The organism is Stenotrophomonas nitritireducens (assembly GCF_001700965.1).
Taxonomy (GTDB): domain Bacteria; phylum Pseudomonadota; class Gammaproteobacteria; order Xanthomonadales; family Xanthomonadaceae; genus Stenotrophomonas; species Stenotrophomonas nitritireducens_A.
Map to the genome: position 1 here is coordinate 4,151,092 of NZ_CP016756.1, position 17,644 is coordinate 4,168,735.

General features: G+C 51.5%; 22 protein-coding genes. 12 read left to right on the forward strand and 10 right to left on the reverse strand.

Annotated features, from left to right (window positions below; all coding sequences use genetic code 11):
- Nucleotide 1 precedes the first annotated feature (1 nt).
- Both BCV67_RS17765 and BCV67_RS17770 read right to left on the reverse strand, forming a co-directional pair.
- Entirely contained in the window at nucleotides 2-889 is an 888-nt protein-coding gene (locus tag BCV67_RS17765) for a hypothetical protein (protein ID WP_062167870.1), read from the reverse strand.
- Nucleotides 886-1,263, reverse strand: coding sequence for a LexA family protein (locus BCV67_RS17770; RefSeq protein WP_062171583.1), 378 nt, complete (start codon nucleotides 1,261-1,263; stop codon nucleotides 886-888). The genes BCV67_RS17765 and BCV67_RS17770 overlap by 4 nt, the downstream gene beginning before the upstream one ends.
- A 215-nt stretch (nucleotides 1,264-1,478) precedes the next feature.
- On the opposite strand from BCV67_RS17770, the gene BCV67_RS17775 reads away from it, so the two are divergent.
- From BCV67_RS17775 to BCV67_RS17785, 3 genes are all read left to right on the forward strand, one after another.
- Entirely contained in the window at nucleotides 1,479-1,712 is a 234-nt protein-coding gene (locus tag BCV67_RS17775) for a hypothetical protein (RefSeq protein ID WP_062167868.1), read from the forward strand.
- A 23-nt stretch (nucleotides 1,713-1,735) separates the two neighbouring features.
- Nucleotides 1,736-2,314 carry a hypothetical protein gene (locus BCV67_RS17780; RefSeq protein ID WP_156455830.1) on the forward strand — a complete coding sequence of 193 codons (579 nt, stop codon included), beginning with the start codon at nucleotides 1,736-1,738 and terminating at the stop codon, nucleotides 2,312-2,314.
- Between the two features lie 157 nt (nucleotides 2,315-2,471).
- Complete coding sequence (locus BCV67_RS17785; RefSeq protein ID WP_172837760.1) at nucleotides 2,472-5,066, forward strand: AAA family ATPase; 2,595 nt, start codon at nucleotides 2,472-2,474, stop codon at nucleotides 5,064-5,066.
- A 222-nt stretch (nucleotides 5,067-5,288) separates the two neighbouring features.
- Here the strand turns inward: BCV67_RS17785 and BCV67_RS17790 are convergent, their stop codons facing one another.
- From BCV67_RS17790 to BCV67_RS20215, 4 genes are all read right to left on the reverse strand, one after another.
- Nucleotides 5,289-7,244, reverse strand: a complete 1,956-nt coding sequence (locus BCV67_RS17790) for a nuclease-related domain-containing DEAD/DEAH box helicase (protein ID WP_062167863.1) — start codon at nucleotides 7,242-7,244, stop codon at nucleotides 5,289-5,291.
- Nucleotides 7,245-7,325: 81 nt separating this feature from the next.
- On the reverse strand, nucleotides 7,326-7,889 hold the full coding sequence (locus BCV67_RS17795; RefSeq protein ID WP_062167861.1) for an ankyrin repeat domain-containing protein: 564 nt from the start codon (nucleotides 7,887-7,889) through the stop codon (nucleotides 7,326-7,328).
- Nucleotides 7,886-8,926, reverse strand: a complete 1,041-nt coding sequence (locus tag BCV67_RS17800) for an ArdC family protein (protein ID WP_062167859.1) — start codon at nucleotides 8,924-8,926, stop codon at nucleotides 7,886-7,888. The genes BCV67_RS17795 and BCV67_RS17800 overlap by 4 nt, the downstream gene beginning before the upstream one ends.
- The gene (locus BCV67_RS20215) at nucleotides 8,923-9,141 is read right to left on the reverse strand and encodes a hypothetical protein (RefSeq protein WP_156455829.1); all 219 of its coding nucleotides are present in this window, start codon (nucleotides 9,139-9,141) and stop codon (nucleotides 8,923-8,925) included. The genes BCV67_RS17800 and BCV67_RS20215 overlap by 4 nt, the downstream gene beginning before the upstream one ends.
- A gap of 222 nt (nucleotides 9,142-9,363) precedes the next feature.
- Here BCV67_RS20215 and BCV67_RS17810 point away from each other — a divergent pair, with 222 nt between their 5' ends.
- Nucleotides 9,364-9,549 carry a hypothetical protein gene (locus BCV67_RS17810; protein ID WP_065868160.1) on the forward strand — a complete coding sequence of 62 codons (186 nt, stop codon included), beginning with the start codon at nucleotides 9,364-9,366 and terminating at the stop codon, nucleotides 9,547-9,549.
- Between the two features lie 55 nt (nucleotides 9,550-9,604).
- Here BCV67_RS17810 and BCV67_RS17815 read toward each other — a convergent pair whose 3' ends face one another.
- On the reverse strand, nucleotides 9,605-9,844 hold the full coding sequence (locus BCV67_RS17815) for a hypothetical protein (RefSeq protein WP_062167852.1): 240 nt from the start codon (nucleotides 9,842-9,844) through the stop codon (nucleotides 9,605-9,607).
- Nucleotides 9,845-9,870: 26 nt separating this feature from the next.
- Nucleotides 9,871-10,335, reverse strand: coding sequence for a hypothetical protein (locus BCV67_RS17820; RefSeq protein WP_065868161.1), 465 nt, complete (start codon nucleotides 10,333-10,335; stop codon nucleotides 9,871-9,873).
- A gap of 590 nt (nucleotides 10,336-10,925) precedes the next feature.
- Here BCV67_RS17820 and BCV67_RS17825 point away from each other — a divergent pair.
- Nucleotides 10,926-11,750, forward strand: a complete 825-nt coding sequence (locus tag BCV67_RS17825; protein WP_156455828.1) for a hypothetical protein — start codon at nucleotides 10,926-10,928, stop codon at nucleotides 11,748-11,750.
- Between the two features lie 476 nt (nucleotides 11,751-12,226).
- Here BCV67_RS17825 and BCV67_RS20220 read toward each other — a convergent pair whose 3' ends face one another.
- Complete coding sequence (locus BCV67_RS20220; RefSeq protein WP_156455827.1) at nucleotides 12,227-12,373, reverse strand: hypothetical protein; 147 nt, start codon at nucleotides 12,371-12,373, stop codon at nucleotides 12,227-12,229.
- 151 nt (nucleotides 12,374-12,524) lie between these two features.
- Here BCV67_RS20220 and BCV67_RS20225 point away from each other — a divergent pair, with 151 nt between their 5' ends.
- From BCV67_RS20225 to BCV67_RS19775, 4 genes are all read left to right on the forward strand, one after another.
- Nucleotides 12,525-12,695 carry a hypothetical protein gene (locus BCV67_RS20225; protein ID WP_156455826.1) on the forward strand — a complete coding sequence of 57 codons (171 nt, stop codon included), beginning with the start codon at nucleotides 12,525-12,527 and terminating at the stop codon, nucleotides 12,693-12,695.
- Nucleotides 12,696-12,703: 8 nt separating this feature from the next.
- Nucleotides 12,704-13,282 (forward strand): ParA family protein, encoded by a 579-nt coding sequence (locus tag BCV67_RS17830; RefSeq protein WP_231732366.1) that lies wholly within the window; start codon nucleotides 12,704-12,706, stop codon nucleotides 13,280-13,282.
- Nucleotides 13,279-13,698 carry a hypothetical protein gene (locus BCV67_RS17835; protein WP_062167844.1) on the forward strand — a complete coding sequence of 140 codons (420 nt, stop codon included), beginning with the start codon at nucleotides 13,279-13,281 and terminating at the stop codon, nucleotides 13,696-13,698. Before BCV67_RS17830 ends, BCV67_RS17835 begins: the two co-directional genes overlap by 4 nt.
- Before the next feature lie 583 nt (nucleotides 13,699-14,281).
- Nucleotides 14,282-15,085 (forward strand): ankyrin repeat domain-containing protein, encoded by an 804-nt coding sequence (locus BCV67_RS19775; protein WP_084743385.1) that lies wholly within the window; start codon nucleotides 14,282-14,284, stop codon nucleotides 15,083-15,085.
- Nucleotides 15,086-15,136: 51 nt separating this feature from the next.
- Here BCV67_RS19775 and BCV67_RS17845 read toward each other — a convergent pair whose 3' ends face one another.
- A complete protein-coding gene (locus BCV67_RS17845; protein WP_062167840.1) occupies nucleotides 15,137-16,372 on the reverse strand; it encodes a HEPN domain-containing protein in 1,236 nt (411 codons plus the stop codon).
- 343 nt (nucleotides 16,373-16,715) lie between these two features.
- On the opposite strand from BCV67_RS17845, the gene BCV67_RS17850 reads away from it, so the two are divergent.
- From BCV67_RS17850 to BCV67_RS20230, 3 genes are all read left to right on the forward strand, one after another.
- Complete coding sequence (locus tag BCV67_RS17850; protein WP_062167838.1) at nucleotides 16,716-16,949, forward strand: hypothetical protein; 234 nt, start codon at nucleotides 16,716-16,718, stop codon at nucleotides 16,947-16,949.
- A gap of 93 nt (nucleotides 16,950-17,042) precedes the next feature.
- Nucleotides 17,043-17,261 carry a hypothetical protein gene (locus tag BCV67_RS17855; RefSeq protein ID WP_062167837.1) on the forward strand — a complete coding sequence of 73 codons (219 nt, stop codon included), beginning with the start codon at nucleotides 17,043-17,045 and terminating at the stop codon, nucleotides 17,259-17,261.
- 13 nt (nucleotides 17,262-17,274) lie between these two features.
- Nucleotides 17,275-17,628 carry a hypothetical protein gene (locus BCV67_RS20230; protein ID WP_154329520.1) on the forward strand — a complete coding sequence of 118 codons (354 nt, stop codon included), beginning with the start codon at nucleotides 17,275-17,277 and terminating at the stop codon, nucleotides 17,626-17,628.
- Nucleotides 17,629-17,644 lie beyond the last annotated feature (16 nt).

Genomic DNA, 17,644 nt, shown 5'->3' on the forward strand with positions numbered 1-17,644 from the left:
CTCACAGCCTGATCTCGCTCACATCGTGCCATCGAGTGATCTCAGCCGACAGCTCATCCCACTTCGCGTGAAGAACTGCGGGGTCGCCGCTGAAAAGGGGTTGCTCGATGTGCTCAAACTGATCGAACTGGGGCCTTGGAAGGACCGAGCCAATGCCGTCATAGCAAAGGGCGCTACCTAGGATCTCTGCCGTTTGCGCAAGGTCCCTGAATGCATTTTTTGCATCCGTAAGCTGCCAGCTTTCCAACTGCCTTCCTGCCCGACTTGCTTCCGTAGCCGCATGAGCCACGTCGATGTGCGTGTGCGTAACCACACCTTCAAGCCTTGCCATACGCTGTTCCAGCGCAACAAAGAAGTCTTCTCGAATCACATCATCAGCCGTTCTGTTTTGCTCGGTCGTTCCGCTCAGCGTGTCGAACTCGAGATGCCTACGGATCGATAGTTCTTCATCGAACCTCCGGCCGGAGACGATTGTGCTAGCGGGATGAGCGCGAACGAACTCTTCGAACCGTGCACGAGTGGCTACGTAGTCATAGTTGAGGCCGGCAATCTCTTCTACAAAAACCCGTCTAGTGATGAGCTGACGAGCCGCCTTCGCATCAGCGATGAGGCCTCCAATCGAGCAGACGCCCCGTGCACCCCCAATAGGATGTTTGTCAGCCAGTTTACGGACGCCCAGGAACGCGCTGTGCCAAAAACCGTTGGCAAGCATGCTGACCATGACTCCGTTTAGCTGCTTGCCTTGAGGGCCATCTGGAGCTTGGTCGATGGCTTCCACTAGGCAGGTGAACACGGCAAGGTCCCAAGCCATTCCGGATAGCTGCTTGCAGATGCTGTTCTCGTCGGTTTGGAAGATGCTCTTCCACTGCTCAATACGCTCGCGCATCATCGCCTCAGCTGCTTTTTAAAAGACCAAGTCACCACACCCCAGACATCCAGTTCAATGTCTGGGGGCACCAGGATAGGAGGGTGGTCCGGGTGTCCCGAGTGGAGTGCCAGGCGATTCCGGCTCATGGCAAGCCGCTTGACCATGAACCCCCCTTCCCACAGCACCAGGACGATGTCCCCGTGCTTGGGTTCCAGGCTGCGGTCAACGACCAGCGTGTCGCCCTGGTCGATCCCGAGCCCAGTCATGCTGTCCCCCTCGGCGGTGGCAAAGAACGTGGCCACTGGATTGCTGATGCAGTGCTGATTGAGACAGAGCGTGTCCTCTGCCCCGAAGAAGTCCTCGGCGGGGCTTGGGAAGCCACAGCTAACGCGCATCCTGAGCACGGGTAGGGCACGGGTAGGTGCAGTAGGGCTGAAAGCGCCCAGGAGGCTTGGAGGGGCGATGGGGTGCATAGTGGGAGAGTCCGGGAAAGCTGAATCACGGGCTGAGACTGACAGGCCTCAGCATGCTGCTACGGCGCTAGCTTAGAACTGAGTTAGTGAAATTACTAACAAATTCCATAAGTCATTGATGAAGAGGGATCGGCCCGATGCCTGCGAACCTGAATACGCTAGACGCTCAGCTCGATGCGCTCGAGACCGAACATCCTGTGCTGATTCAGGCGCATGGCGGCTCGGGCGGCTTCTGGGCAGCATTCGCAGGCCTGGCAGACGTCATTGAAGACAACGCGGGAGCTCACCAGGAGTTGGTCGCTCGACGGATCAGTGCCATGCTTACCCGGCACGGCATTGCCTGCGAAGATGAGCCAGGTGCAGCGACCTAAGGAAGAGGGGCGGACGTATGGACATGGAAGAATCGAAGACTGTGGTGGTCTATCGCCTGATCACGTCCAGGCTCGTAGATACACGGCAGTCCTATGCGATAAGCAAAGAACTAAGTCGTGCACGGGGCGAAGACAGTCCCAGGCGACTGACCGACCGACTCAGCCGTTTTGAGGACGTCACGCTACCCATTCTTTGGTCATGCCAGCTCGCAACGTTCGTCGGGCTAGTGGCGGTGTTGGAAGACAGCAAGGGGAGTGCTTCGATCCCTGAGCTCGCTCGTTTGATCCGAGCGGATGGCACAGAAGTGCCGGCAGAGCTAGAAGCAGAAGCTGCGGTGATCTACGAGAAATATCGCGTCTTTCGCAACAAGCTCTTCTCTCATAATTCGACCCAACGCGAGCAGCATCGAGAGCTCTTTGACGAAGCTAAGATCAGCTGGGATCAGCTTGATGCCGACTTCGATGCAGTGACGCGGATACTCTTCCAAATTGCGGACAGGAACCAGGAGCTTTCGCTCGATCTCGCGCCGCTCATGGCGTTCAATCATGTCGAAGCGACTGAGTCGAAGATGAGAGAGCTGCTTGCAAAGATTCAAGAATGAGCAGTGTGCGCCTTGCAGGGCGTGTGATCACATTGCCAACGCCCTAGATCCAGGTCGTTGGATGTCCGAACACGTATGTGAATTGGAAACGATGATGCTCGTCGGATCAATTGACCAGTAGTCGCCATACCACGCATCAGGGGGAAGTGTGAGTTCATTGAACGAAGAATATTTTAGTTTCGTAGAGCATCTTGATGCATCGAATGCTGACCTTGAGGTGCGTCGTGTAGCGCATGTCATTCGCGTTCACCTCCAACGAATCGCTGACGCCCCAAGCGCCGGTGGCCGTAGGTCACAGAACGTTGCAGCATTGCTCCGGGGAAGCTTGCACCGAGTTGAACAGCTGCCTGAGCTCGGAGCTCGCGCTGATCAGGATGCCCTCACTTGGTCTGACTTGAAGTCACTCAAAATTGGGCCGTTTCGTGGATTCAGAAGAGAGGAGATCTTCGACCTAAGCAAGCGAGTGACCCTCTTCTACGGTCCTAACGGAAGTGGCAAAACAAGTCTCTGTGAGGCTATCGAGTATGCGCTGACTGGTGACGTCGAAGAAGCTTCACTCAAGCGAGCAGGAGCTTTGGGGAGCTATTTCGCCAACATCCATGAAGGTCGATACTTGGCACCTGTGCTCTTCTCTCAAGGTGACGATGAGGGCGTTCCGGTTGCACCTGTTCCGGGTCTGCTGCGCTTTGCAATCATCGAGAGGAACCGGATCGAGAGCTTCGCCAGGATCGCTGCACGCACGCCAGCCCAGGCTGGGGAGCTCATTGCATCGCTCTTTGGGCTTGAGGAATTTAGCGATTTCGTCAGGCAATTTCCCGCTGAAATCGATATCGGATTGTTGCTTGAAACGCCGAAGAAACTGCTCCTTGAAGGCAAGGCATCTGCCCTTGCCGCTGCTCAAGCGCGTCTCCGAGACGCAGATGTAACGTCAAAAGCGTTCGTTGACGAGCTAAGCGCACTCGCTGCGGAGCTTGAATGCAACATTGACCACGTCCGTGAACTCATCGACCCAGATGATCGCCAGAGCCGACTCCAAGGGCTCATCACCGCAGCAGATGAGATCATTCCCGCTCAGTCTGGTCTCAAAGCAAGTGGTGTTCGACCGTCCTTTCTTGCACTAAGGAGGAACCAGCGACAGCTGCATAACGTAAGAAGGCAACTAGCCGACTTGGCTGGGCAAGTCTCGTTCAAGAAGCTCTTTCAATCCATCCAGGAGCTCCGAGCTGAGGCTGGTGAAGCGTGTCCAGCCTGCTTGACGCCCCTGGCTCATGCAGTCGCCAATCCGTTTGAACGTGCAGACCATGAGCTGCGGAATCTTCAAGAATTGGCAGTGTTAGAAGATCAGGCAAGCACGCTCACAGAAGGCTGCAACGAGCTATTGCGCCAGATCCGAGCGTATCTTGCCCCAATTAAAGATCAAGCAGGATACGAAGCTCTAGCAAGCAACGCCGTAGTCCGTTGGGCCGTAAGTGGGCAAGGCGCTGACTGGAACATAGACGGCTTGAAGGCACACCATGTGCGTGACGTCTCTAAGGCGCTTGCAGCTTTGGAAGCGGGTGATTTGGAACTGAGCACGCGTGCTGAGTCTCGCCAACAGGTGATCTCGGAGAGGGACAAGCTGAGTGACATCGCTCAACGTCTGGCGGTCATTGATGCCAAGATAGTTCAGCACGAAGCTGGCTTGGTGGCTGATAAGACGCTGGTCGAAGGCTTCGATCTGGCGAACTCAGATCTCATTGAAAGCGAGCGTCTCGAGGCTGAGTCTTACGCGTTCGAAACGCGTATTCGGACGGGCTATGCGGCATTCAGAGCTGCCATCAGAGCCTATCTTGACGGTCTGCCCAGGAAGTTCTTGGCGGACCTCAATGATCTAACGCTAGACCTCTACAACGCGTTCAATGAGGATGATCACGAAAGGGACAAGTTCACCTCACTATCTCTCCCCCTCAAAGGTGGAGAGAAAATTATGGTTGCGTTCGGTGCAGATCCTACCCGGATGCATGATGCGCTTCATGTGCTCAGCGAGGGGCATCTCAGGTGCCTTGGTCTAGCCATTCTTCTTGCTAAGAACATCAAGCTGGAACTGCCGCTGCTCGTCTTTGACGATGCTGTCAACGCGATTGATTCCGACCATCGAGCCGGCATACGAAAGACGCTGTTTGGCGACGAGCGGCTCAACATCAAGCAGATCATCATCACCTGTCACGGCAATGAGTTCATCAAGGATATCCAGAATCAGCTTGGCAACGATGTCTCTAATTTGTATGTGCTGAGTCATCATGATGGCGACCATCAACCGCGTGTCCAAGGGGGCACGAGTAGGAACTACCTCCTGCGTGCACGGCAGTTCCTCGACGAAGGTGATCAAAGACAGTGCCTAGCCTTCTGTCGCCAAGCCCTCGAAAACGTGACCGCCAAGACTTGGAAGAAGATCAGCGGTAAATCCAGGGAACTCGCCCAATTGAAGCTTCCCATCGCGCCGCCAATTTTCAAGCCAGAACTCGGGGCGCTTACCCAAGCTCTAAACAAGGCTTTGACTGAGGGAATACAGCGAGGACAGCTGACGGGGCAGGCGATGGCAGAACTCAGTGCGGGATTCCAAGAAATTTTGAACGTCCCGAACAGTCAGCTGATCTGGTCATATTTCAACAAGGGCACTCACGACGAAGAGGACCGTGAGGATTTTGAGATCCAAGCCGTTCGCCAAACATATGCGGCGCTCGATAGGATAGCTAGAGCGCTACAAGAGTAGTTGGAGAGCCTTCTCAGCCTCGGAAGAAGCTGCGACCGAAGCGTGTGCGACGCTGCATTCCCGCTCTATGTTCCCTATCGCCTACTACGAGCAACCCGAGGCTCGATTTATGGTTCGGAAAATTTGAGAATTGAGTTATGAGCGTCAGATCTACCAGCTGCTACTACACTCTGTTTCGCTCCAAAGCGGAGTAGATTGTATCCACGGAGACTTGTGATGCGGTTAGGATGTCAATTGAAGCTGACTGAGGTGTGATTCGAAGAAGCCGATGTATGGGCTGTCCTGATCAAGGAAGACAAGAACATTCTGCTTCGCCCTGGTGAGGCCGGTGTAGACCATCTCAGGGCTGTCTTTTGCATTGACCAACAGGACGACATAGGGCGATTCAAATCCCTTGAAGCTGTGCGTCGATGTGAGCTTTATGACGCCGCTGTTAAGGTTGAAGGCCTTCTTCTTATTTGTGCTTATCTTTCGGTAGTGTCTGGAATATTTTGGATGGTTGGTCGCTTCCTTTGACGGGAAAGAACAAAGAGTTCTTTCGCGATGGCTCTCACCATTCCTGATGTGATAGTCAAGTTCCGCTAGTATGAAATCATTAGACGACACAATCGTGATGTCGTTGGGGTGGATTTTTGCAGCCTTCGCCAGCGAGATGATCTGCCGTGCAACATTAGCTAGGTCAAGGTTGTCGAATAGCTGGTAACCTTGGATGCCAATGTTTATCAATGAAAGCTGGAAGGACTCATCCTCGTCGAGTTCATAGGACTGGCTGAGATATCTCCTTTGAAATGCGTCAATCAAAGGCAGAATTGGCGACTGGTCGAGATACCGAAAGCTCTTCGTGAGCTTCTCCCATGCCCCAAATCCCTCTACAACCTTGGATCTACGCTCCGCATCCAGGGATCTTTTATAGATGTTCTGCTTCTCATCGCCAAATAGGATCATTTCTCCCTTTTCTTCAAGGAAATTGGCGCGGATAATTTTGATCCAGTCAGGCTTGTAGTCCTGGATTTCATCTATCAAGATCGTGTCGTATTTATATTCGATCTCCACATCGTCGAATATATTGAGGTTGGTGTAGTATTTCTTCTCCAGATATTCATCTAATTCCACAGACACGTTTCTTGCAACAGTTTTGTCTCGGCCATCGTAGTTGAGGTGGTCTGGAACGATGACCTCGATCTCTGCATTGTTGAGTGCGCTGGTAATGAATCGGTGGTAGGTGGAAATGTCGAAGGCCGACCATGGGAAGTCGCATCTTACTGCGCTAATCTTGTCGTGGATGTAGCTGCTTAGCGTGATGTTGAACGATAAGACGAGAACTCTTTCACCATGCCGCTTATGAGCATTCACCGCTCTTCCTGCAAGGACAACTGTTTTCCCGGATCCGGCAAGCCCACAGATCTTCGTTCTGTCACCTGCCTTGCTTGTGATGAGTCGCAGCTGCTTCGCCGAATAATTGAAGTCTTTCCCTTCATTGGCATAGTGCAATGGGGGATTGAGAAGCCTTCTGAACTCGCGATAGACACCGTCATCAAAAGTGGCCTCATTTCCTTTTAGTGGAAATTTTATTTTCCTAAGATTTTCCTTATGAAGACTGATTGACATGTCTCGCGAGAACTTGTCCTGGCGTTTGGCTGTTATTTCGTTTTTGGATTCATACTCAGCAAAGTCTATGGCTCTACTCTTGAAAGCGTCAGCATGAGTTCGCGACTCGGTTCTAGCATCTTCAAGATGCTGCGAAAAAAGCGAATTGATAGCTTCTTTGCTTCCCTTGTGGAAGTAGACATACGTTTTGATGATGCTATAGAAGGCTTTGTTTTTGATGCTTTTTTCGAGAAGTCCATTGATGTGGACATCGAAAAAGCTCTTTTTATAAGCATAGACTTGCTGGAACGGTGACTTGACTAGTGAGTCGTTGGCTTTGAGGTGCCATTTGTTCTTCCGGTCAATCTCGTATAGATCAAGGTTCCAGTCCTTGACTTCGATGATGATCACCCCAAGCTTGCTGGACATGAGAACAATGTCAGGCCTGTCACCATTGAAGCAAGGCTGTGCATATATCTCTACATCATCTCCGAAATTAGAAATGAGATAATTGATCAAGTGCAGCTCGCCTTCGGTAGGCTTCTGCTTTGACTTCTTGATGACTTCGATGTCTGGAAAGATCTGCGCCATTTAGATCTAGCTACTTTTGATGCTGGAAATCCATTCCTGAACATGATGCCACGAAAATATGCCTCTGGCGCAGCAGAAGCATCACAAGCTTAGTGGTTTGAACACGGAGAGGTGACGAGCCGCACCCAACTCATGATGCCTTTCCATGATCAATACGGAAGCCGCATCATTTCGCTCGCGTGCGGCTTGTATCGGCGTGTTGCCATAGTCATCGACGATGTCTTGCTTCGCCCCAAAGCGGAGTAGGGCATCGATCACGCCAAGGTCGTCAGCCAGGTGCAAGGCTGTCTGTCCTAACGCGTTGGTCGCGTTGACGTCTACATGTGAGCGGATAAGGCCCCTGGCTTCGTTCCAGCGCCCGTTCTCGACAGCGTCCAGGAGAGCGGTGCCGGGGAGCGTGTCATCCGGCTCAGACGCATAGACAAGCTGTTCTTTGTCACCCCGTATGCGGGCCAGAAGTAGTGCGTGGTTGATGAGGTGATCGAACCTCGAGCCGGCTCGGCTCGCTTCATAGATGGCCTGGGATTCGGGGCTTAGGTTGCCCAAGTCGAAGAGCTTGGGACGGGGTTCCTGCCCGGGCTGTGTGTAGCACTGCCGGCTCTCTTCCCGGTCTGAATTATGGATCTGTGGCAGCCGTTCGGTCATAGCGCTATCGCCAGTTCTTTGGCTTTGCGCCGCGCTTTCATGTCTTTGATCTGATCGTCGAGCAACTCAGGTGCAAGGGGATCGACAGGTTTCGGCCTTGCTTTACGCACCGGCCGTTCTTGACGGGGCTCTTGGCCCGTTAGCTCTTGGTCCTGCACATGGCTCTGTTGAAGTTCCAGGTAGTGCGCGATCTTCAAGAAATTGCAGATCTTCTCTGCATCCGCGCACGCGCGGAGGATCTCTTTGGGGTCATCTTTGAGGACCTTGATCCAGGATTTGATGTAGGCCGTGTGCTGACCAGGGTCATGTCCAATACCCAAGCGTTCGCCGGTCATGTAGGAGAAGATCTCGGCTCGCAGCTCTTCGATAGCATAGCTCTCACTACCAAACTTGCCCGATAAATCACGCCCCAACCGATTTTTATGGCCGGTGCTGTGGCCTAGCTCGTGAAGGGCTGTTGTATAGAAGCCGTCCTGGCTTTTAAACGCTGCTTTCGAAGGCATGAAGATCTGATCGATGTCAGGACGGTAGTAAGCCCTATCACCGCCATTAAAGTTGAACGGCACGCCCGAGTCAGTCATCAGCTGCTCGCACTTCTCATGTCGCCATTGCTCAGGAACATGTAGCTGGGCTTTCGGCTCAGGCAAGCCATCGCATTGATCGCGGTTAAAGACTGTGAAGTAGAAGACTTGCATGTGCTTCTTTGCCGCTGGGTCCTCAGCCAGTTGCTCTGCACTTGGCTCTGTCGTCTTCCAGAACTGGATCGACGTGCCTTTCTGGCCCCTACGCACTTTGCCACCGGCTTCCCCGATCTGCTTGAACGTCAACCACTCAGCAGACTGATAGCCGCGTTCGTGCTGTGTCATGAGCAAGTTCATGAAATTGCCGCCCCGGTAGCTACGATTGGTCACGCCATTGTGGGGCCCCGCTGGGACCTCGCCGGGCTTCCATGGCTTTGTCCATGGCGCTGTGTGGCTCTCCAGACTGCGGATCACGAGATCAGCAAATTGGCGCGCGTAGTCGTCTGTCTTGCTCATGCGCCAATCCAAATGCTTCGGTGTTGCATGAGAGCCAGATCGACCAGGTCGATGATCTCGAAGTCGTTAAAATGCCCTTCGACCTCTGTCTGATCAGTTGCTACGCTAAAGAGCAGCCCGTCCCCGTGCCGTTCTGCGACGAACCGCTTAAAGGGTGGATAGACGTCATCAGGTGTTACCGCCGTTTCTTCGAAATACAGATCTTCATCAGCCATAAGTGCCTCCTCTTGACCAAGCTAAGGCAACTGACTCGTTTGGCAAGGGGTTTCTAGCACAATTTATTTGGTCCAATTTGCAAATGGCTAGCGACAACGATCGGTCGCTAAACGCATTGCAAGCGCAAGCGCTCCTCCACTTTGTTCCGGCTTTCAGTGCAATGCGTTCTTGCCGCTTCCCTTGCTCTTATCGCGAGCAATTGGCTCAATTGGAGCAAGATGATGAGCACGAAATTCTTCAAAGAAGCAAACGAGCACTTCACCAACATGTTTGGCATCAGCATCGACGAAGCGGGCTTCTCAGAAGCCGAGTTCAAACAGCATTATGGCGATCTTTCAGCTCTCGAGGCCGCTCACCAAATTGGCCGCGACTACGACCTGGATCGCATCGATACCGGCTGGAACTGAGCAACAAAAAAGCCCCGAATTTCCGGGGCTTTCTTCGTCTGCATCACGGCATGCTCTACCAGAATTTCTGCAGGACAGTCTTACCTTCCAAGTCAGTTCTAACGGCCTTATGCGTGACTTTGAAGCCCTTGATTGCCATATCTTCTGTGTATTCGACCTTGCCGACGACATCGCCACGGGCGTCAAGAACAGAGTAGTTGGTGATGTCAATGTTGGCCAACGGTCCCGTTTGTCGCGAGCTGTCTACGCGAAGTGTTTCGCCGTCTTTCAGATCAAGTTGTTCAGTCAAGGACATGAAAGTTCTTCTTTAGTGTGTGTGGATCAGTCAATGGGTGGGTCAAACGAAGCGAGCTTCTGAGGGACTTTGACACCAGCTTGCGCCATGCATGCAGCGTCACATCCTTCCTTCTCACTGATCGGCGTGAGGCTCACTGCATCATAGGCCTTGAAGTAGCGGGTGGCGGGTGCCTTGTCCTCGATGACAAGCAGAGTCCTCCGAGACTCTTCCAGACAGGCTGCGCTAATGCGTCCAACGCCCAGGGGAGGGGCGATGACCTTCCGCCCGGATGTGACCTTAATCGCCATGTCGCCACCGTAGTTCCATCCCCCGACGCGGCCATCAGTTGCGTTTTGATCAACACCTGTGAATTCGACGATACCTGGTCCGCAGAAACCCTTGGCGGAGCCGTTGGACCTATCGAAGGCCAAGTTCGCAAGATCCTGGGCATGAGACGAGTGCGCAATGCTCATCAGGACAAGTCCTGCGAATACGGTGTGTGATTTCATCCTTGATCCCCTTGTTGCTCAAAGCGAGCAAGCAGATCACAACGTAGATCATTCCCGACTTCAACCCCCCTGCGCCAACGCCCCCCAGGGGGCTGGCTGTGGAACGGGCTATCGCCCATCTGGCCGAGCCAAGCGGCCCTCATAGCTCATGCGGGCGAAGCCGCAGCGCAGCTGCCACGGGGAGCGATAGCCCCGGCTTACCCGCCGCCCCCTACCAGGGGGCACAGGCGGAAGGGGTGACAAGAGATTACTGCTTTGCTTTTGGCTTTTGATTTTTCCCTGAGCGATAGCGAAAAAAGCGCGAAGCGCCCTTTAACCTTTATACCTTAAAGCCTTAAGCGAGCGCAGGCCTTATGTGCCAAGGCCTTCGGCGGCATTGGGTCCGCGTAACTGCGCATTTGGTCCGCACAAGTGCGCATTTGGTCCGAGTAAGTGCGCATTTGGTCCGCACAAGTGCGCATCGGGTCCGCGTAACTGCGCAGTGTCAATGAAGCGCTGTCTCCACTTTTTAAACCTTTCGTTATTGACAAAAATCATATTCGCCTTATTTGTGGTTGGAACAGATAGTTGGAACAGATAAGGGGATAAAAATGTTAGATAAAAAACAACTTGCACCTGTTCCGATGGGGTTAGTCAGGTCTGCACTTTTCGGGACGGCACGGTTTAATGGTGAGCGGATTGAGTCCGGAAGCATAGCCGCGCATCACGTTCTGGGAACTAAGATTGCTTACAAAGGGCCACGACTGAATCAGCTGCACGCGATTGTGTGGCAATCAATTCTGCTGCTAACGAGAGAGCAGGGCTCATGCGTCGTGAGAGTCAGCGGAGATCGTCTCATCGATATGCTTGGCATGTCTTCAAGAAGTGGCACGAATAGGGATCTTATTCTCCAGCGGCTTGAAGATCTTGTCGGAGCGACAGTCAGGTATCAAACGGACACGCACCGATATTTTGGAACGATGCTAGTTGGAGCGCTGCGTCACGAGAAGACAGGCCATTTCGAGATCGAAATCAACCCGAAGGTCATGGATCTGCTTGGCAATGAAGTCATCTGCAATGACTTGGAAAGAAAGGTCGCACTCGGAAAAAATCAGCTGGCGCTTTGGCTGCACGACTACTTGTCATCTCACAGAGTGATCTATCCCGTCTCGGTTGATGAGTTGCGGGTTCTAAGCGGCTCTGAAAAAGAGCTCAAGAAGTTTCGTTACGAGCTTAAGAAGTCTATGGCCATTGTCAGCACAGGTAACGATCCTTTGGTCAAGTCCTGGGCCATTAACGGCGACGACAAACTGACAGCTGAGAAGGGCGCGACAAAGGTAGTGTTAATTCCTAAGTCTACCGAATTGAAGCTTGCCCATGCCAGGAAGCGCAACATGATTGATCAGGCCCGGAACCAACGGGTCAACCCACTATGAAGCGCATGACTAGGAACAAGAAAGCGAAATTGGTTTCACGGCTAAAGAATGGAAAGGAGAAACATTCGGACCTGGCCCGCATGTTTGGAATAAGCAGGCAGCGTGTGCATCAGATCGCGGCGAAGTCTAATGCTTGCATGCGGAGAGAAATAATTAAGGAGACTCGTATTACGGTGGCGAGGTTTATTGCGGATCATCCGTCCATGCCCTACGCAGAGGTTCGTCGGCGGTTCTCTGTCTCTCAATCGCTTGTTGTTTCTGCACTGAATTTGAGGATCCTTCTGGAAAGAGATCTTTGAATTCCATATCTCCAATTCGGCAAGAGTAAGGCCACTCTAAGTGGCCTTTAGTTTATCTGGATCCAATTCTCGCAAGAGATGACTCAATCGTTCGAATGCTTCCGATAGCCTTCGCCGCGAAGCAGTCAAGTCCGATCATCAAGCAAGCGATAAGAACTAGCCATGTGATCAGGCGTCTCATGCGCCCGTTCCCAGGGCACTACTGATCAAGCGGCCAATTCCGGACAGCGCTGCGTAGCATCCAAGCAAGGCAAAGACCGTAAGCGTTGCCATCGAGCCTAATGAAATTAAAAGGCTTTCGTGGTTGAAAAGATATTTGAACATGATGATCTCCTTTAGATGATGGGGCTTTGAGTGCCTTTCATTGATTAAGAGGCCGATTGAACTTTTGTCAAGTATTTGGAGTAAAAACTATTGACAAAAGTTTGAACTGCCTTTTCTTCAATCTAGGGAATAACCCTAATTGGAGATCAGCATGAAAATCAAATATGACATCGACACAACGGTCAAGTTTTATCAAGTTCATTTGAACCAAAAAGAAGAGCGAGCATCGCGTTTAAAGAACCGAGCTAAAGATCGAGATAGACGAATGATGGGTCATTGGAACCGTCAGCGCGCATCACAAGTCCAAGCGGTGCTCTCATGAAGATATGCATGTTGAACGGTAAAGGGGGAGTAGGGCGCACGACTCTCACGCTCAATCTCGCTCATTGCTTGCAGTGCACCTACCCAAGTTCCAGCGTCTATGTCGCTGACTTGGACGTCCAAGGTTCATCCCTCGCCTGGTCAAGGCTGGCCGGGGAGACGGCCTTCACGGTGGGTGTCGTGAAGTCACGGGCACAGCATGACTTCCATATCTTCGACACCGCCCCAAAGCTTCCTGAGAATGGTCTCCTGCCTGACGCTGACGTCTACATCATCCCAACGCTCTTGGATGCAGTGAGCTTTGTCGTGTTCTTGAAAACAATGGAGCTCGTGCGCAAGAAAAGCTTGCCTCACATCATTGTGGCCAACCGTTTCAATCCGGACCGATCAGAGCATCGCCAGCGCTTCGCACAGCTTCCTGCTGGGGCACTGATCGTGAGGGATCGCGCCATCTTTGCTTCCTCATATGGTTACGGGGAGACGGTCTTTGATCGTGCTGGGGTGAGAGCCAGCCACGCTCAGCAGGACATCAAAGCGATTGCGCGTGCAGTGAGAGGCTTTGACAGCCAAAGCTGGGGCGATCTATGAGCAAGATGCCAGACCTCGACACTGCCCTGGATGTCATCCACAAGCCCCGACATCGCAGCAAGAAGCAGGTCAACGTCGAGCTCAGGTCTGCACCGGAGCCAGGGGATCACGAGTGCCGGCATTCCTACTTTGACCTGGCTGTCCACAGTCGGAAAAGAGCAGAACCCCAGTTGCAGTTCCATCGCACGGCCCGGCTCCGCGACTACCGGACTCCTGAGGGCGTTCGCACAAATCGTTCAATGATTACCGTGCCGCCGCGCCTCAAAGCGACGATCCAGGAGCTCCTGGAAGACCCTAGCGAGCCTTGGACCACCGGGCTGATAGCCCTTGCGGAATACGGGGCGCAAGTGCTGAGGAGCGAGCGGAAGGTCTTGAAGGTCACCAAGGCAAGATCCATGGGTGACGCGGGTGACTAGCTCAACGGAAGAACAGTTCATCGAGGCAGCAAGGACGGGTGACCTGGTTAAGTTGCATGAGCTGCTAGCCCAGGTTGACCCCAAGGTCCAGGACTCGAAAGCCTTGGCGGTCGCAGCAATGAACGCTCGACTCCAAGCCGCTCTGGTGCTCTATCCACTCTCTGACCCGGAGGCTATCGAACACTGGTGTCATCTACGGCAAGGCACAGACCCTGATCTGATCCTGCGGATGGTCGAGTGGGCAAGGGCAGGGAGAGTGGGGCCAGGTAGCCCGAGCGAATACAGCAGGGCCACAGCAATCGCTGCGGAGGAGCAGCATGGGGGCCTCATGGGGCTTCTCTATCTGCACTGCTGTCCTGGGGAAGCTGTGAGCTATTGCCAGGAGAGAGCTTGGTTCGCCGCATCTAGGCGGCTGGAAGCCTATTTCATAGAGCGGGCAACACCAATCGCAAAAGCGCAAGTTAAGGTGCGGCGGTTGTGAGGACAGTCTTTGCTCTGCTTAGCCGCCATTGGTTGAAGTTTTTATATCAATGGGTATTGACAAAAATGCGATTAGCCTTTTACTGGAGAAAAGGAGATCACTATGACAAATGATAATGATGAGAAGTTGATTATGGCAGCAGCTCAGGGCGACATCGAAACCGTTAGATGTCTCATTCCCGTTTCTGACCCTAAAGCAAGAGGGTCGAAGGCACTACGATATGCTGCGGATAGAGGGCATGGCAGAATTGTTGAAATGCTTCTGCCTTTCTCAGATCCAGAAGCAAATGACTCGGAAGCACTGATACATGCCGCACGGGGGGGGTATGAGGAAATTGTGGAAATGCTTTTGCCTGTCTCAGATCCAAAAGCAAATGACTCGGAAGCACTGATATATGCCGCAGGGGGTGGCTATGAGGAAATTGTGGAAATGCTTCTGCCTGTCTCAGACCCAAAAGCAAGTGACTCGGAAGCACTGATATATGCCGCACGGGGAGGCTATGAGGAAATTGTGGAAATGCTTCTGCCTGTCTCAGACCCAAAAGCAAGTGACTCGGAAGCACTGAGATATGCTGCATATAACGGATATAAGGAAATTGTTAAAATTCTTCTGCCGGTCTCAGATCCGAACGCAGAAGGCTCAGAGGCATTGCAAAGTGCCGCTCGCAGGGGGCATCATGAAATTGTTGAGTTGTTAATTCCCGTGTCTGATGTTGATGCGGCGTGCGAAGAGCTTGATTATTCAGAAGTATCAATGGTTAGAGCTGTCGAAGCGAAGTTAAAGATGACAGAGCTTCAAGCCTCAACTGTCCAAATCCCACAAAGCTTCAATCAATGCGTTGATCAAGCAAAGTCTGACAGCCAGGGCACGGCAGCGATTCAAAGGGCCCAGGCCAGGAGGCTCTAATGAGCCTTGCCATAATTACGCAAGAAAAATTGCGTGGCCCAAAGGATATGGTTAGTAAGAGTTCTGCGCGGCTTTCACCATATCGTACAGATCGTCAATTTTCTTGATGTCCTTATACTTGTCGGATGTTAGCAGCTCAGCGATAGCGGCTCTCGAATATTGAATTATTGTGGCATAACTCTGATCAATCTCCTTATTTCCGCCGTGAACAAGGGCGGACCTCATTCGATACACTTTTTTTAGTAGTTTGCTCATCTCAATTCTTGATTCTTTGTCCTTCGCAACGATGAAGACGAACGTTTCCGCCAAGCGATCACCAATGCTCTTTTGGAAGAGGCTCCCTTCGTCGTAAGACAATAAGATTTCCAGGGCAATACAGGTGTGGATCACTGAGTCTTTTTCTGTTTGGGTCTTAAGGGCTTCGCCAAGGGAGATTGAGCAATTCAAAATCCTAGATCCAAAATCAGAGAGTTTTTTTCCATCCTTTCTATTTTTATATAGATCCCATAGTGCACCAAAGTTCTTATTGGCTGCGAAGAATTCATTGTCTAAAGGCACTTTCTCCACAATCATGTTTTTAATTGAGGTGGATGGGAAATCAATATTCTTTTTGAGGATTTGATAGGAGCTTGTTTCAACATACATCTGTTGATGTGAGATGCTGCCATAGGAGGGGAGGCCGGTTTTGACAAACATGGAATCATCTTTCCTGCCGGCAGTGAAGAAGATTAAGTTGATAAATTCTTGAAACTCATCATGAGCAATCGAGATTGATTTTTCGTTGTCATAGCTATCCTTAATTTCCGAGCTTATGTAGTAGCCATTATCGTTTGCTATGGGGAGTTTGAGTGTGGATGAATGGCCAAGTTCAAACGGGCCGATGGATATTGGTCCTTCTGAATCAATCCTTATTCCTGATATTGGGGCAATTACCTTTACGTCCTCTGGCTTGGCATCTGTAAAAACCTTGAGGAGCTCCATCGTGCCCGCGTCCGAGAAATCACCTCCCGCAACTTTTTTATCAAAGATTGCCTTTTCAATGATTTTTAAAGCCGTTGCTCTACTGAATCGTGAGCTGATTTTTTTGTGTCCGCTGTAGATTGAGTCTAATGAAATGTAAAATGAAATAACATCGTCGATGCAATATCCTTTATTGTTTTTTGTATCAATCGTAAATTTCTTTGATTGGACTGCGTCATGTGGGCTGCACTCATGGATTAATTCCAGGGCGGAATTTAAGAGCATCTTAGTGTCCACGGTGTTTTCGTTCTTATCGGTTGAAGCCATTTGTAGCGTCCTTTTACTCGGTTTGGAGATCCAGCGTTAAGGGTTCTATGAACGTTGGAGCCGTAATTGTCCTCTATCTTGCCACGTCATAAGTGGCATTGCCATTACCTCACTCAAGTGCATGTCAAGAAAACAGATTACACGACGAGCTGCCGTTGCGAGCTATATGAATCATGTGAGGTGGCGAGAGCCCTCGGTCTTCCTGCACCAACGTTCATAGGAGCTAGCTGTAATTGCAGCAAGCATCGGCGCACCCAGTTAAGGATGCCAATTCGATCTTAAAAGCTTGACAAAAGTTGGATCTGCCTTTTGCTAAATATATCCACTCAAAAAAGGAGATCACATGAAAATCAACGCAATTCAGAGGCTCATCCGAAAGGCCCGTGAGACCGGAGTTATTTCGATTAAAGAAGGGGTCTTTCTTTCAACAGGAGAGAAGATCAAGGGGGAATTGCTTATTTGGGATGAGGCCGCGTCTATCAATGTTCTAGACGACGATCTCTGGATCTATACAGAAGGAGGGATGTATATGCAATTGGGGCAAAAGCCCGAGCGAGAGCTCAACTGCTATGTGTAAAAAAAAGACCGCCGAAAGGCGGTTTTTTTACAACTGCGTCTATTGACAAAAATGCGATCTGCCTTTTACTTAAATTATCAAGGGAGATCACTCATGAATACTCAAATTAAACTCAAAGACATCACGACCCCCGAACAACTTAGAGAGCGTATTGGCAAAGACGGTTTAGGATTTCCCAAGCTTTCACTGGGGATCTATTGGAAGCGCTTCAAAGGGTTGATGACGACCAACCGGACCAGTGACGAGCAAGTTGAGACTCGTGTTGAGTTCTGCTGCTTCGATGGCACCAAATCAGTCCGCCGATTCGTCTAATCCAGGAGACCTTATGAACGCTTATATCTCAGATGTCCAAGTTTGCCTTGCTGCTAAAGAGAGCTTTGGTCTTTGCTCTCCAGCTGAATTCCTTCATCAATTAACGGGGTATGCTCAGTCTGATTTTGATCATGCTTTTGACAGAGCGGCACGCAAAGGCCTAGTCAACGTTTACGGACGAGACACGGTTCTGATTTCGGGCAAGGGCTCTTTGTTCTTGCAGAGTCAAGCCATCGAGGATCATAAATGGCGTGCTGTTGAACGGGTCAAGCAAAGGCTGGTAGAGAGAGAAGAACGCCGGCGCTGGGAAGTCCAGCAGCTCATCAAATCAAAGATGGAGTTTGCTCGAGAGCTTCGAGCGGCTTGACCTGGATCATGGGCCG